General features: G+C 61.2%; 14 protein-coding genes. All 14 read right to left on the reverse strand.

Translation table 11 applies throughout. The annotated features are described in order from the left end of the window. Positions 1 to 181: 181 nt before the first annotated feature. The 14 genes from BLQ55_RS05295 to BLQ55_RS05360 all read right to left on the reverse strand — a co-directional run bounded on the left by BLQ55_RS05295 (position 182) and on the right by BLQ55_RS05360 (position 13,650). Positions 182 to 439, reverse strand: a complete 258-nt coding sequence (locus BLQ55_RS05295) for an acyl carrier protein (protein ID WP_092197480.1) — start codon at positions 437 to 439, stop codon at positions 182 to 184. 78 nt (positions 440 to 517) lie between these two features. After that, complete coding sequence (locus BLQ55_RS05300) at positions 518 to 1,621, reverse strand: IpaD/SipD/SspD family type III secretion system needle tip protein (protein ID WP_092252779.1); 1,104 nt, start codon at positions 1,619 to 1,621, stop codon at positions 518 to 520. A 14-nt stretch (positions 1,622 to 1,635) separates the two neighbouring features. Beyond that, complete coding sequence (locus BLQ55_RS05305) at positions 1,636 to 2,736, reverse strand: cell invasion protein (RefSeq protein ID WP_092252781.1); 1,101 nt, start codon at positions 2,734 to 2,736, stop codon at positions 1,636 to 1,638. Between the two features lie 25 nt (positions 2,737 to 2,761). After that, positions 2,762 to 4,531 carry a type III secretion system translocon subunit SseC family protein gene (sctE, locus tag BLQ55_RS05310; RefSeq protein ID WP_092252783.1) on the reverse strand — a complete coding sequence of 590 codons (1,770 nt, stop codon included), beginning with the start codon at positions 4,529 to 4,531 and terminating at the stop codon, positions 2,762 to 2,764. A 2-nt stretch (positions 4,532 to 4,533) separates the two neighbouring features. Further along, positions 4,534 to 5,016: a type III secretion system translocator chaperone SicA gene (sicA, locus tag BLQ55_RS05315; RefSeq protein WP_092252785.1), complete on the reverse strand. Its 483-nt coding sequence runs from the start codon at positions 5,014 to 5,016 to the stop codon at positions 4,534 to 4,536. A 273-nt stretch (positions 5,017 to 5,289) separates the two neighbouring features. After that, positions 5,290 to 6,324 carry an EscU/YscU/HrcU family type III secretion system export apparatus switch protein gene (locus BLQ55_RS05320; RefSeq protein ID WP_092252787.1) on the reverse strand — a complete coding sequence of 345 codons (1,035 nt, stop codon included), beginning with the start codon at positions 6,322 to 6,324 and terminating at the stop codon, positions 5,290 to 5,292. Continuing rightward, positions 6,299 to 7,102 carry a type III secretion system export apparatus subunit SctT gene (sctT, locus tag BLQ55_RS05325; RefSeq protein ID WP_092252789.1) on the reverse strand — a complete coding sequence of 268 codons (804 nt, stop codon included), beginning with the start codon at positions 7,100 to 7,102 and terminating at the stop codon, positions 6,299 to 6,301. Before sctT ends, BLQ55_RS05320 begins: the two co-directional genes overlap by 26 nt. A 3-nt stretch (positions 7,103 to 7,105) precedes the next feature. Continuing rightward, on the reverse strand, positions 7,106 to 7,360 hold the full coding sequence (locus tag BLQ55_RS05330; protein ID WP_014337351.1) for an EscS/YscS/HrcS family type III secretion system export apparatus protein: 255 nt from the start codon (positions 7,358 to 7,360) through the stop codon (positions 7,106 to 7,108). Between the two features lie 8 nt (positions 7,361 to 7,368). Further along, entirely contained in the window at positions 7,369 to 8,028 is a 660-nt protein-coding gene (locus BLQ55_RS05335; RefSeq protein ID WP_092252791.1) for an EscR/YscR/HrcR family type III secretion system export apparatus protein, read from the reverse strand. Beyond that, positions 8,021 to 8,944, reverse strand: coding sequence for a FliM/FliN family flagellar motor switch protein (locus BLQ55_RS05340; protein WP_092252793.1), 924 nt, complete (start codon positions 8,942 to 8,944; stop codon positions 8,021 to 8,023). Before BLQ55_RS05340 ends, BLQ55_RS05335 begins: the two co-directional genes overlap by 8 nt. Beyond that, positions 8,941 to 9,810, reverse strand: a complete 870-nt coding sequence (locus BLQ55_RS05345; RefSeq protein WP_092252795.1) for a SpaN/EivJ family type III secretion system needle length determinant — start codon at positions 9,808 to 9,810, stop codon at positions 8,941 to 8,943. The genes BLQ55_RS05340 and BLQ55_RS05345 overlap by 4 nt, the downstream gene beginning before the upstream one ends. Next, positions 9,807 to 10,262 (reverse strand): type III secretion protein, encoded by a 456-nt coding sequence (locus BLQ55_RS05350; RefSeq protein WP_092252797.1) that lies wholly within the window; start codon positions 10,260 to 10,262, stop codon positions 9,807 to 9,809. The genes BLQ55_RS05345 and BLQ55_RS05350 overlap by 4 nt, the downstream gene beginning before the upstream one ends. Then, positions 10,246 to 11,532 (reverse strand): type III secretion system ATPase SctN, encoded by a 1,287-nt coding sequence (sctN, locus tag BLQ55_RS05355; protein ID WP_092252799.1) that lies wholly within the window; start codon positions 11,530 to 11,532, stop codon positions 10,246 to 10,248. Before sctN ends, BLQ55_RS05350 begins: the two co-directional genes overlap by 17 nt. A 66-nt stretch (positions 11,533 to 11,598) precedes the next feature. Further along, positions 11,599 to 13,650 carry an EscV/YscV/HrcV family type III secretion system export apparatus protein gene (locus BLQ55_RS05360; protein WP_092252801.1) on the reverse strand — a complete coding sequence of 684 codons (2,052 nt, stop codon included), beginning with the start codon at positions 13,648 to 13,650 and terminating at the stop codon, positions 11,599 to 11,601. Between the last annotated feature and the right edge of the window lie 13 nt (positions 13,651 to 13,663).

Raw genomic sequence — 13,663 nt, forward strand, 5'->3', positions numbered from 1 at the left:
GACTATAGGAAGATGCGTAGGAGGATTCCGTAGGCCACTGAACGTTATTAACGTAGGAAACAGCGACGAGAACCGTAGGAGGCACTCAATAAAATAAAGATATAAAACTTAAGCACATCGGAAAGGGCGAATAAACACGGCAATGAATAGTCAAAACGCTTTGCCCCCCGTATAGATCCCATCAAGGGCTATTCCCTATATGCCTCTGCACCGAATCGACTACATCCTGCACTGTCCTCCACGCCTCCACCTCATCTTCGGACAGCTCGATACCGAACGCGTTATTCAACTCCAGGACAAGCTCGACCAGGCTCATGGAATCGATAAACAGGTCCTCGACCAACCGCGAGAAACCGCCAATGACCCGATCACCACGGGGAATACCAAGCGCCAATGACTTGATGACGGCCTGAATGCTTTCGCTCAGACTTTCTGACATTTTTCTTTCCTGAAAAAATCTGGCAGGCGCGGAACAGTACACGCCATGCCAGATTGAATATGCAGCCGTTGCTCGATCTTAGAAGTTCAACATCGCCCTCAACATATCCGCATACTGATTCAAATGCGCCGACAAGGTCTTATTGAAATTGTCATGGTAAGCGTTGGCATTCGAATACTTCTGCGTGAAGGACTGCAATCTGTTTTTCAGAAGTTCCTCCTGGGCGTTGAAGCCGGTTTGCCAGGCGTTGAATGCGGCCGTATCGAGCTTTACCTTGTCGCCATAATCCTTCAGCCCGTCGTGCATCACATTCAAAGGCCCGATGTCGATGACCACGCACCAGGGACCGTTCGGCTTGGGATTCTGCTGAAGGCAACAGTCAGGCAGGCCCAGCGCCTTGAGCCATTTTTCCGCGTCTTCCTTGCTCGCTCCGGTATCGGGGGGTGCCGGAAAGAGCATGGCAGCCGGGTTGGGCAGGGAATATTTCGCAATCAGTTTTTCCAGTGCCTCGCGCAACGGGCCCGCACTTAACTCGACCTCTTTGCCGTCGTTAACCCCTTCGACCCAATCCTTCATCATCGCGGTGATTTCGGTGTTGAAGTCGGAGAAGAAGTCCGAATAGGCCGAGATGATGTGCTCGTAGCCGGCGAGGTAGCCGTTCTTGATCAGGTCGATCAGTTCCAGGAGCTTTTCGAAGAAGTCATTCGAGGAATTGATCGAGGCATCCAGGGCCTCGGCGATTTCCGGAGGTGCGCTCTGCTCGATGGACTGCTTGAGGCTGCGCAATATTTCGCTTTGTTGGTCATCGAGTTGCTGGCGCTGTGTTTCATTCAGCGGCGCCGTTTCCAGGGTGTGGGCTATCACGGCGCAGCATTGGCGCAATTGCAGGGTCCACATTTCGGCGCGAATACGCTTGGCGTGGGTCTGTTTGACGAAACTCGCCAGGGCGCCTTTCTCCGGCCCCTCGGCTGCCAGGCGGTCGGCGGCCCGGGTGATTTCCTGCGAGCAGATCAGCGCACGCACCAGATGACGATCGAGGGTCTTGAGCGAGCGCTCCAAAGACGCCGCAGGGTTTGCGACGACTGGATTGACAGCCGGCATTTCAGGCGATGTCGGTGCAGGGCTCGCAGTGTCCAGCTCGATGGGCTGCGGGTGGGTGGATGTGGAACCGTGAATGATCATCAGGTCAGGTCCTCTCAAGCCGTCAGGCTACGAATGACGTCGGCACGGGACTGGAACAGCTGCATCACAATCTCCATCAGTTTTTGCAACAACGCCGCTTCGGCTGCGTCCTTCTGGCTGACTTCGTCGCTCAGGGCTTTCTGGCTGTTCTGTGCGCTTTGTTGCAGAACATCCTTCTCACGGGCGGTGTGCTCGCTCAAGCCAACGAGCTTGGACAGCACTTGCCCCAGGTTCATCGACATGGCGCTGAGGGCGCGGCCAATCTCCAGCTTCTTTTCGATGCCTTTGCTGCCCATCTGGCTCAGCCAGTCGGAGGTTTGGGCGACCTTCTGGGCCTTGAGGATTTCAGCGTCGAACCAAGCCTGTTGCTCCGTCGTCAGTGACGAGCCCTTGGGTTGGAAATCGACCGTCTTGAGGCGGCCGAAATCATCGAACGTGTTGATCTTGTACTGGGTTTGCGGATCCCAGTCGTCACGATAGCGATCACGCTTGAGGTCGCGCTCAAGGTTGCCGGCCTCCATCGCGTTGCGTTTGTGCAGATTGATATCCGCATGCTTGAGGCTATGACCGTGCAAGGTCTTGACCATGGCGAACCCGGCAACGGCACCGGAGACGACTGCCCCGGTGATGGCGCTGTTCAACGCTGCCTCGCCGGACTCGATAATCGCCGCACCCTGGGCCTTGGCCGCCTCGGAAGCCATGACGGTGAAATGGCCGCGCAGTTGCGCGTTGATCACGCGAGCAACGTTCAGCGCAATAATCGCGGCCACCAATACATTGGCGTGTTTTTCCCAGGCACCGGGGTCGAATATCAGGTCGTTGCGTACTTCATCGCTGAGCAGCGTCAGGGCAGAAGTCATGTCTTCCCAGTCCGATTGAGTGGGCTGGTAGGCATCGATTGCATTTTCCAGCTCCAGCGCTGAGGGCGCGATGAAACTCTCGTTGCGCAGGATTTGCTTTTTGGTGATTTGGTCGAGGACCGCCGGGCTCAAATGGGACTTACTTTTAAGCCCCTTGGCAAACTGTTCCTGAGTAATCAGCTCGCTCAGCCCTGCGCCACTGACTGAATCAGATTTAAGCAAAACGCTGGGGGTTGGTGCATGAATAGTGGTCATCGTAGATACCTGTTACCAATGGGTTTCAAATACGCCGAGCCATTTGCAGGCTGGCGGAATGGCTGCGTTGCAGATCGGCGAATACCTGTTCGATCTGGCGGGTTCGTTCCTGCATCGCCTGGCCGTAGTTCTCGACCACCTGAGTGAGGTAGGCGCTGATTTCCTCGCTGATCGCCATGCGCACGCGCACATCCGCCAGGTGCACGGCCGCCCGGGCCTGGTGGTGGCCGCTTTTGATCTGCATTGCGCCTTGCGCGGCGACATGACCGAATTCGGTGACGGCCTGGGCGATTTCCAGCTTCGCGGCGTAACCGGCCAGCTTGGCTGCATCGGCGCCGTTGGTGATGAACCCGCGCAGTTGCGTGAGCATTTGCGTCAGGGTCTTGCCGACCGACGTCGCCACCTGCCTCATGGCTTGCATCGCGGCAGGAGTGGCCTGGGAGGCCACCGAGGCCAGTTTCGAGGCGACGGCGCTGGCCGCCGGCCCGGCCACCTGCGCCCCGGCGACGGCCACCAGGGAGACCGCCGCCAGTGTCGAGACAACGCCCTGGATCATGCCGCCGATCTGTCCGATTTCCTTGGCCTTTTCCTCGTCGACCCCCACATCTATCAGCAGCTGGGTGTAGATCTCGGAGAACCGCTTGATGGCTTCCTGCATGACGGTCGTCAACGGCTTCATGGCTTCGGCCGTGAACGACTTGCCGGTTTCCTTCTCGACCACCGCATCGGCAGACATAATCGCAATGCCAACCACCCCTGCCACGATCAGCGGCAGTGCGCCGGTCAGGACCCCGGCAACGATGGCGACGACGGACAATACCGCGCCGAGGATCTTGCCGATGCAGCCCATGGTCTTTTGTAAGGCCTCGGCCTTGCGGACTTCTTCCAGGTATTTATCCGACTCACGCTTCATGTGCTCCTGAAGCCTGGCTTGCAGCTCTTGGAACAGCTCCTGGCTGAGTTCCTCCTTGTTCTGCGCGGACTCACCGAGCAATTCGATGATCTTCAAGCGGTTGAGCAATGCCAGGGCACTGCTGCTAAGGGCTTTCTCGTCAGTTTCCTTGTTGGCCGAATCACTGACGCTGGAAACCACCACTCTGGCGACGACCCCGCTCAACGTCCTGGCGAAGGCATTGGCGACCTCGATCAGCTTCAAGTGCGCATCCACGGCCGTGTCGAGAGCCTGGGTGTGGCTCGCCACCTCGCCCTGGAGTTGCTCGCGGCGGGCCAGCTCCTGGACGTACTCAGGCGATTCGGGATCGAGCCGCGCCAGTCGCGCCTCGCTGTCGGCCAGCAGCCCCTGGAAGTGCAGGACGCGCTCGTGCAATTGGTCGAGCTGTTCCTGACTGCTCCCGACCTGGCCTTCGGCATCGGCCAGCGCCTGGACAGCGGCGGCGTATTCCGCCGAGAGGTTGGCCTGGCCTTGCTGCCTGGCACTGGCCATGCTCTGCAGCATCGCCAGGCGGTTTTTCAGTTTGTTGACGTCGACCTCACCGATCAACTCGCTGATCATCGCCATCAACAGCGTGAACAGGTCGCCATTGGTTTCCTGTTTGTTGCCATCGGCTCGCGGCGGTGGCGGATGCAACACGGGGCGGCCAGTTCCGGCGGCGAACGAGCCATCGTGCCCCTCGTACTTCACTGACATCAGGTCCGCCAGGGCTTTGCGACCGGCTTCCTGATAATCCGTGGTCCTGGCGGCCTTGCTGGCAGCCGGGCCATATTTTTCAAAGGCTTCGGTGCGGCTCATCCCCCCTGGGAATAGAGCGCTACGGGTGTTTCCAATGTCAGTCATGTTCAGTCCTCCGAACCATGCAGTTCCATGTTGGCCAGGGTGTCGAGATACACCTTGGCCTGCTCGCGCAGGTCGTCTTTCGCGGCCTGTTCAAGCACGTACTCGAAACACAACCGGGCCTTGCCGACCTTGCCCAGGGCCAGGTGACACTGGCCGGCGTACAGCATTGGCCGGTAGTCGTCCTTGCCTTGGGCGAACGCGATGGCATACAGGTCGATTGCCTTCTGGTGGTTTTGCTTGAGCTGGTGCACAGCCGCCAGTCCCATCCAGTAATGGCTGTTGTAGAAGTCGTAGATGCACAGGAAGTGAAAGAACTTTTCCACGTCATCCAGCCGCCCCTGTTCGTAGAATTGGAAGGCGAAGGCATAGAGACTGTCCATGTGCTCGTCACTGAGGCCTTGCACGTCTTTCAACGGCGCGCCACCGAGCACCGCGTCGACGACGTCCAGGGCCACCTGCTCGTCTTGTTTGTTGTCACGACTCATCAGCCACACTCCTGAAAAAACGTCAGCGTCGCTGACCGGTGCATTGGGCCAAAACACCGATGGATCACGCTGCCAAATTGCGCTCATCCGCGTGGGTTTCGCCCCTGGACTGGCAAGGCTGTCCTGCGACATGTGGCGAGGGGATTTATCCCCGCTGGGCTGCGAAGCAGCCCCAAAAAAGCGGCGAGCGCTGCGCACTCGAACGGGGATAAATCCCCTCGCCACAGGTGTACGGCATAGTTGATAGGGAATAGTCTCGAAGAAGCGTCGGCCTCAGGCCTGTTCGACCTGCTCCAGCCAGATCAACAGGCGCAGCACCTCCTCGATCTCCTGAACCTGGAGGAAGCTGTAGCGCTGATGGGTCTGGAAGATCCGTCGGGCCAGGGCGATATCGTTGATCACCGGCACACCGACCTCCTTGGCGTACGCCCGGACGGCCAGGGCACGTTGGTTGGTTTCCATCACGGAGATGAACGGCAGCACCGTGATTTCCGGGCGGAAGTACACCCCGATGGCAATGTGCGTGGGGTTGGCGATGATCATGCGCGAGCTGCGCACGTCGGACTTGACCTGCTCCGATAGCAGCTCCATGTGCAGGTCGCGACGGCGTCCCTTGATCTGCGGGTTGCCATCCTGCTCCTTGTGTTCACGCTTGACCGAGTCCTTGTCCATCATCTGGTCTTTCATGAACAACCAGTACTCGCTGAGGGCATCGAGTACCACGACCAGCAGGATGCAGGCCAGGAACGCCAGCACCAGCACCAGCAACAGATGCCCCCAGATCGCGAGCAGATCCGGTGCCTGGGCGAAGAGCTGGGCAAACAGCAATTGCCGTTGCGTGGCCCAGACGATCCACAGCGCCATGACGAAGCAGCCCAGGTACAACAGCGCCTTGAACGTGTCCTTGACCGTGCGCAGGCTGAACAGTTTTTTGAAACCGTTGACCGGATTCAATGCGCCGAGATTCAACTTCAACGCCTCACTGGCCAAGGCAAAACCGCTTTGCAGCAAGGCCGGCAAGGCGCTGGTCAGCACGCACACCAACAACAACGGCAGCAACGCCTTGAGGCCGACCAACACCAGCATCGCCGAGTAGGCTTGCAACGGCGTGTCAAAATCGCTGGCGATGATGCGCCGGTAGACCTCCATGATCTCGATCAACGAGCTGTTGAACACCATGTAGGTGACGCCACACAGGGTCAGGCAGGTGATGACCAGGTCCTTGGCCTTGAACGTCTGGCCTTTGCGGGCGGCATCCCGGAGGCGCTTGGCAGTGGGTTTCTCAGTCTTCGAGGCGCTGGATGACATAGCCCTCCTCCCCACCGCCCAACGCCTGCGCCACGCCGTCGGCCATCGTGCCCATGCGCAAGACTTCGTCCGGCAGATGCACGCCGAAGTACAGCATCAGCACCACCAACGCCACCAGGCTCTTGACCGTCAGCGACACGGAGAAGGCATTCATTTGCGGCGCATAGCGCGACAGCAAACCCAGCAGCGCCTCGCTGACCAGCAAGGTCGCCACCACCGGCGCACTGATGACCAGCGTCTTGCTCACCAGCGCATCCAGCAACCCCAGCACCGCCGGCACATGGAGCTGGCAACCGCTCGCCGGCGCACACAAGCGATAACTGTGGCCAACGGTTTCGAGCATCAACAGCATCCCGCCACCGGCGAGATACACCGCCGCCGCGAACAACTGGAGAAAATTCGCCAGCTCCGAGGTGTCGACACCGTTGGCCGGATCCATGGTGCTGCTGAGCATGGCCCCGCGCTGGTTGTCGATCAGGTTGCCCATGGCGTGCAACACCCAGAACGGCCAGCCCAACAGCATCCCCAACAGCACGCCGATACTCGCCTCGCGCAGCACCAGGCCGAGGAACGCCAGGCTGTCGAGGGCGGGTGTAGGCACACCGATATAACGCCAGAACCCCAGCGCCACCAGCACAATCACCGCCTGACGCGGGGCACCGGTGAGCACCCCGCTGTTGAGAAACGGCAACATGAAAAAAATCGGTGCCAGGCGCGCCACACCCAGGACCGCTGCGGCGAACCAGGCGTACAGGTCGAAAAACAACGCCACCGACATTGGCTAGCTCAACGCCAGGCGGATGACTTCACGACTGAAATCCAGCAGCGTTTCGCCGTACCAGCCCGAGAGCAAAAACAGGCAAGCGGCAACTGCCAACAGTTTGAAACCAAACGGCAGCGTCTGCTCCTGCAACTGGGTCACGGTCTGGATCAACCCGACCACCAGGCCGACCACGGTGGCGACGATGATCGGCCAGGCCACCATCAGCAGGATCAGGTACAGGGTTTTGTTGCCGGCATAGACCAGATCGTTCATCGGTGCACCTAGGCCAGCAAGGTCAGGTATTGCTTGACCAGCCCGGTCGACAGCAGCGCCCAACCGTCCAGCGCGACGAACAGCACCAGTTTGATCGGCACGGAAATGATCACCGGACTCATCATCATCATGCCCAGCGCCAGCAGGATGCTGGAGATCACCAGGTCGACGATCACGAAGGGCAAGTACAGGTAGAAGCCAATCTTGAAGGCACTCTTGATTTCACTCAGGGCGTAGGCCGGCAGCAGCGCAAACAGCGAGGGCACTAGTTCTTCATCGGCAGGCAGGCCCGTGTCGGTTTCATCCTGGAGCGCCTGGGCCCGCTCGAAAAACTGCGCCAGCTCCGGGTCGGTGTACGTGCGCAGGTAATCCTTGTAACTGTCCAGGCCGTTCTCGGCGAAGTTCACCACCGACTCGATATCGGTAAAGGCCACCGCCTCGCGCTTGTAGTAGTCATGGCCCTGCTTCATGACCGGTGTCATGACGAAAATCGCCAGCATCAGGGCAATCGCATTGAGCGCCATGTTCGACGGCACCTGCTGCAGGCCCAACGCGTTGCGCACGATGATGAACACAATGGAAAACTTGAGGTAGCACGTGCCCGCCGCCACCAGGAACGGCAGCAGCGACGCGAACGCCAGCAGCGCGATCAGCGAGACATCATTCATTGGCGCTGGCCCGATAGACCTGGAGCAATTCGACACCCAACTGACCGTCCAACTGCACCAGCTCCCCGCGGGCCACCGGCTTGCCGTTGGCCCGCACCTCGATGTGCCGCGCCGCGTCCTCGGTCAACGGGATCAGTTGCCCGCCGATGATGCGCGACAATGTGGCCAGGTCGGTTTCATGACTGGGGAGCAGGAACTCCAGGCGCACCGGGAGCGCTCCCAGGTCGATCGTCGCGTCGGTTTCTGGCGGGTTATCCGCATTGGCATCGGTCACGCTCGGTTGCATGTGTAGACCCTCCTGGGTAAAGGTGAAAGTGCCAAGGCAGTAGTCGGCCAGCCAACAGCACTGAGAACGCTGGACGATGCGCACGACATCGCCCTCTTCCAGGCGCATCCGGCTGGCACGGCTCAGGTGGCTGACGCCAAGCATCAACTCCAGGCGCAACGGCAATTCGTCCAGCCATGAATCGACACCCAAGCCCTCGCTGGCAACGGGCGTCGGCGGCAGTTGCAGCAACCACAGGCGCCCCCGCGGGGTTTCGAGCCAGGGCAGCTCGCAGGTAGGCAATCGCGCCGGGGCGACGCATTCGATGTCGGACAGCGCCCGGTACTGCAGCTCCTCCACCTCCAGCAGCAAGGGACGTGGCAGCGCCCGAAACAACTCGACGATGTTCATCAACGACGTTTCCACCTTCAGTAACGATTGCAATTGTGGAAGCGCGCGATACAGCCAGTCATGGGCCGCGATCAACCCTTGCCAGTGGCCGCCGTCACCCTGGGCGCAAAAACACAGATAGCCGTCATGCCCTGGCACCTGACCCAACCCCGTGTCCCGACCGGCGCGCCGCCAACGTTGAATCGCCTGGGCCTGGGCATGGGCCAACGGCTCGACCCGTCGTAGCGGCAACGCGCTCATGCCGGCCCCCCGGCCTGCTCGTCCTGCTCCTCATCCGGCGCCTGATGCGAGCCTTGGCGTGGCTGCTCCTCGCCACTGTCGGCCAGCCGCCAGGCCGGTTCCCGGGCCAGCTCGAAAGGCCCCTTGAGTTGTTCGAATACCAAGGCATTACTGGGGTTGAGCGTCAGGTTCCGGGGGGATTCTTCGGGCACCCGGGTAATCGTTATCTGTCCACTGGCAGCGCCTTTCTTGAACGGTACTTGCAGCACACCAGGGCCCGTGTCCGGTAGCACCTCGATCATCACATCAAGCATTGGCGGCGCCGACGGTAACGCCGGTGAAAGGAGGGCCGCCGGGGCGACGGCCGGCGTCTGGCGCGGGCCTTGAGCGCTCATCGGCGCCAGGGGCAACGGTTGTTCGTCGAGACGGGGGGCAATGAAAGGCTCCACCGCCAGCGGTTCAATCGATGCCGACACCGCAGCTTTATCGACGCCAGAGGCCACAGGCTCCAGGCGTTGCGGCAACGCGTATTGAGTCAACTTGCCGAACGGCGCGCCTGCCTGTGGAAAAGCCTGGGTTTCCCGGGCAGCCCATCGCCTGCCAGCGGGCTCAGCGCCCTCCGTACCTCGGACAACTGGCCGGGCTTCATCGCGCTCAACCACCAGCGCCTCCTGCCCCACCTTTATCGCCTGCCTGGTCAGCGTGAGGGCGGCTTCCATCAGGGGGCGCCGAGGCAGGATCAGCGCCGCCATCAGCTCCAGCACACCTTGTGGCAGTTCATCCTCTTGCACCGGGACGAGCTGGTCCAGCAGCTCATCCAGCGGACCTTCGTCGACGGGTTCCAGAGCCTGGACCGGCCCGGTGGGCACTGCAAAGACCTCGTTCATCGCCGCACTCCGATCATCTCTTCCAGCTCCCGTTCTTCACGGCGCACCGCCTCGAGCCGCTGCCCACGCAACAGCTGTTGAATGCCCCGCGCATACTTGTCGTGTCTGCGTTGCAGCCCACGCAGTTGCTCGCGCTGCGCCTGCAACTGTTGCTCGACCTGCCGGTACTGCTGATCCACGCGATCACGCTCGACACGCAGCAGATCGATGCGTCGCCGGATGACCGCCTGGGTGCGCAACAGCGCCAACAACTGGCCGTGATCCAGCACACAATCATTGGCTTGATGGCTGCTCAACAAGCGTTGCAGCGCCGCCTCTTGTTCCTCGAAAGCGGACTGTTCCTGGCGCAGCGGCGGCAATTGACGCTGGACACGCAACACGGCCTGCTCGCCACGTTGCCGACGGAACTGACTGAAGGCCAGCAAGCGTCGTTGATCAAGCAATGATTTCATGCAGGCTCCGCAGGGTTTCATCTGGCTCACTGGATTGATCCGTCGGCTGGCGCAACCATTGGCCGAGGGCTTCGCGACGTTGCAGCGCGTGGTCATTGGCCGCGTCCGCGCCCGGGCTGTATTCGCCCATGTCGAGAAACACCTGCAGCTGTTCAAGGCGCGCCAAGGTGTCGCGAGTCGCGGCCGCCAATTGCCGGACCTCTGGCGTGGTGACCTGCGTCGCCACCCGACTGACGCTGCGCAAGACATCGATGGCCGGGTAATGCCCCTTGGCGGCCAAGGCCCGGCTCAGGTAGACGTGACCGTCGAGAATGGAGCGAATCTCCTCGGCGATCGGATCCGGCTCGTCGTCGCTTTCCAGCAGCAACGTGTACCAGGCCGTGATGCTGCCCGACGCGGTCACGCCCGGACGTTCCAGCAGGCGCGGCAAGGCATCGAATACCGAGGCCGGATAACCCCGCCGCGCCGGTGCTTCACCGGCGGCCAAGGCCAGGTCGCGGCGCGCACGGGCGTAGCGGGTCAACGAATCCAGCAACAGCACCACGCGCCGGCCCTGGTCGCGAAAGTACTCGGCGATGGTGGTGGCCTGCAGCGCCGAGTTGCAGCGATCCACCGAGGAAAAATCCGACGTGGCGAACACCACCACGCAACGGGCATGCTTGGGCGACTGGCGCAGATGCTCGATGAACTCGGTGACTTCGCGCCCGCGTTCGCCAATCAGGCCAATGACAAAAACCTCCGCGTCCGAGTGTTCGATCAGCATGTTGATCAAGGTGGTCTTGCCGGAACCGGCGGCGGCGAAAATGCCGATACGCTGGCCGACGCCGCAGGTCAGCAAGCCGTCGATGACGCGAATGCCGGTGCGCAACGGCTCCACCACCGGGCGCCGCTGCTGGTACGACGGTGGGTCGGCATCCACCGCACAATCGCGCTGGGCGACCGCCGTCGACGGCGCCAGGCGCTCGACGATAACGCCCTGGGGGTCGACCACGCTGCCGAGCAAGGCGTCACTGCACGTCAACTGCAATGTCGAGCCGGTGGGCACGATCATCGATTCCCGGGACAAGCCTTTCGCCTCGCCCAGCAAACTAAGCAGCACCGCGCCGGGCTTGAAGCCGATGACCTGCGCCCTGGCTGCGACATGAGGCGAACACCAATGCCGGCGCACTTCACAGATTTCGCCCACCACCACCTCACTCAGCGCCGCTTCGATCAATGGACCGCTCAAACGCAAGGGATGGGCCGCCCGTCTTTCCAGATGGACATGCATGGTCACGGCTGCTCATCCAGCGTTTCAACAGCCTGCAAAAAGGCGTGCGACATGGGGCAGATCTCCTCAAAGCGTCTTGATGACATTGACCGAGACATGCTCGGAAACCTCGCCGAACGACATGACGTCCAGCTCCCGGAAACGCCCCTCGATCAGTTTCTTGATGTAGCGCCGCACGTCGACCGAACACAGCAGCACCATGTCCTTGTGGGCGATGTGAACGCTGTCCAGGCCGACACTGAGACGGTCCATCAGCTCTTCCGAGTCGGCCGGTTCCAGGTTGAGGAAATTGCCGCCCGAGGTTTGCCGGATACCCCGGCGGACCACGTCTTCGAACTCCGCCGACAACAGCAAGACCCGCAGGTCGTTGCCCTGGGCGAACTTGTTGCTGATGTAGCGAGCCATCGCGCCGCGAACGTGCTCCACCAGCGCCAGCACATCCTTTTCCCGGGAGGCCCAATGGGCGAGGGATTCGAGGATGAGCTTCATGTTGCGCACGGAGATGCGCTCGCCGATCAAGCGTTGCAGCACCTCGGCGATCTTCTGCACCGTGACGTGGCGATAGACTTCCTTGAGCAGGTCGGGGTAACGCGCTTCCATTTCGTCGAGCAACTGCTTGGTTTCCTGCACGCCGAAAAACTCCTGGATGTTGCGCGCCAGCAGCGTGACCAGGCAGCGATAACATTCTTCGTCGGCAGGCCGCAGTTGATAGCCCAACTGCTGCACCCGCTCCCGGTCGGTGGCCGTAACCCAGACGCCGCCCAGGCGATTGCTGTCGGTGCCGCGCACCAGGGCAAAGCCCAACGGTTCCAACTCGGGGGAATAATCCAGCAGGCGCCAGTGATCGAAATGAATATCGAACTGCTCGGCGCGCACTTCGTTAATCAGCACCGCCACCTGGTTGGCCGGCAACGCCTCGCTGGCCCGCAGCCGCGGTTCGGGAATGCGCAAGCCGTAATCGACGAAAAACTGGCTGCGAAAGCGCGCCGCCCAACGCTCCTTCTCCAACGCTTGCAAGCGCGCCGGGGGCACCAGCAGCATCAGGGCGATGGTTTCGGTCGCAACGTTGTCGACGTCATCGATCAATCCCGACGCCCCCGGCCCCGCACCGGCCTCGGCAGGTTCGCTGCGGCTTTCCCCCGATCCAGCCGGGCGCGAGGCGCGGCGATGGCGCACGAACACCACCAGCCCCAACACCGCGGCGATCGAGAGAAATGTCGGCAGTGGAAAACCGGGCAACAGGCCCACGCCCACCGCCAGCAACGCGGTGACGCCCAGGACGAATGGGTTGCCGAGCATCTGGGTGAGCATGTTGCGCCCCAGGTTGCTGTCATCGCCGTTGACGCGGGTGACGATGAAACCGGCGCCGATGGCGATCAGCAGCGCGGGAATCTGGGCGACCAGGCCATCGCCGATGGTCAACAGGGTGTAGGTCGACAGGGCCGTGGACAGGTCCATGCCCAGTTGCCCGACGCCGATGGCCATGCCGCCGATGAAGTTGACGAAGATAATGATGATGCCGGCGATGGCATCGCCCTTGATGAATTTCATCGCCCCGTCGAAAGAACCGTACAGCTGGCTTTCACGTTCCAGCACGCTGCGTTTTTCGCGGGCCTGGGCCGCATCGATGGCGCCGGCCTTGAGGTCGCCGTCGATGCTCATTTGCTTGCCGGGCATGCCGTCCAGGGAGAAGCGCGCCGCCACTTCGGCCACCCGCTCCGAGCCTTTGGTAATCACGATGAACTGGACAATGGTGACGATGGAAAAAATCACGAAGCCCACCACCAGGTTTTCGCCGATCACGAAGTCACCGAAGGAGGCGATGATCTCGCCGGCGTCGGCCTGGCTGAGAATCAGCCGGCTGGTACTGATCGACAGGGCCAGGCGAAACAAGGTCGTCAACAGCAGCAGCGCCGGGAACGTCGAATAACTGAGGATGCGTTCGATGTAGAACGAGCCCATGAACACCAACAACGAGATGACGATGTTCAGGCCGATGAGAAAATCCACCAGCACCGTCGGCAGGGGGATGATCAGCATGGCGATGATCATCACCATCAAGGTCAGGATCAGCAGCTCCGGACGCGCGCCGACACTTCGCAGGAATACATTGAGCATTCAGGCCTGGCTC

The sequence above is a fragment of the Pseudomonas sp. NFACC13-1 genome (assembly GCF_900104425.1).
GTDB classification, from domain to species: domain Bacteria; phylum Pseudomonadota; class Gammaproteobacteria; order Pseudomonadales; family Pseudomonadaceae; genus Aquipseudomonas; species Aquipseudomonas fluorescens_AA.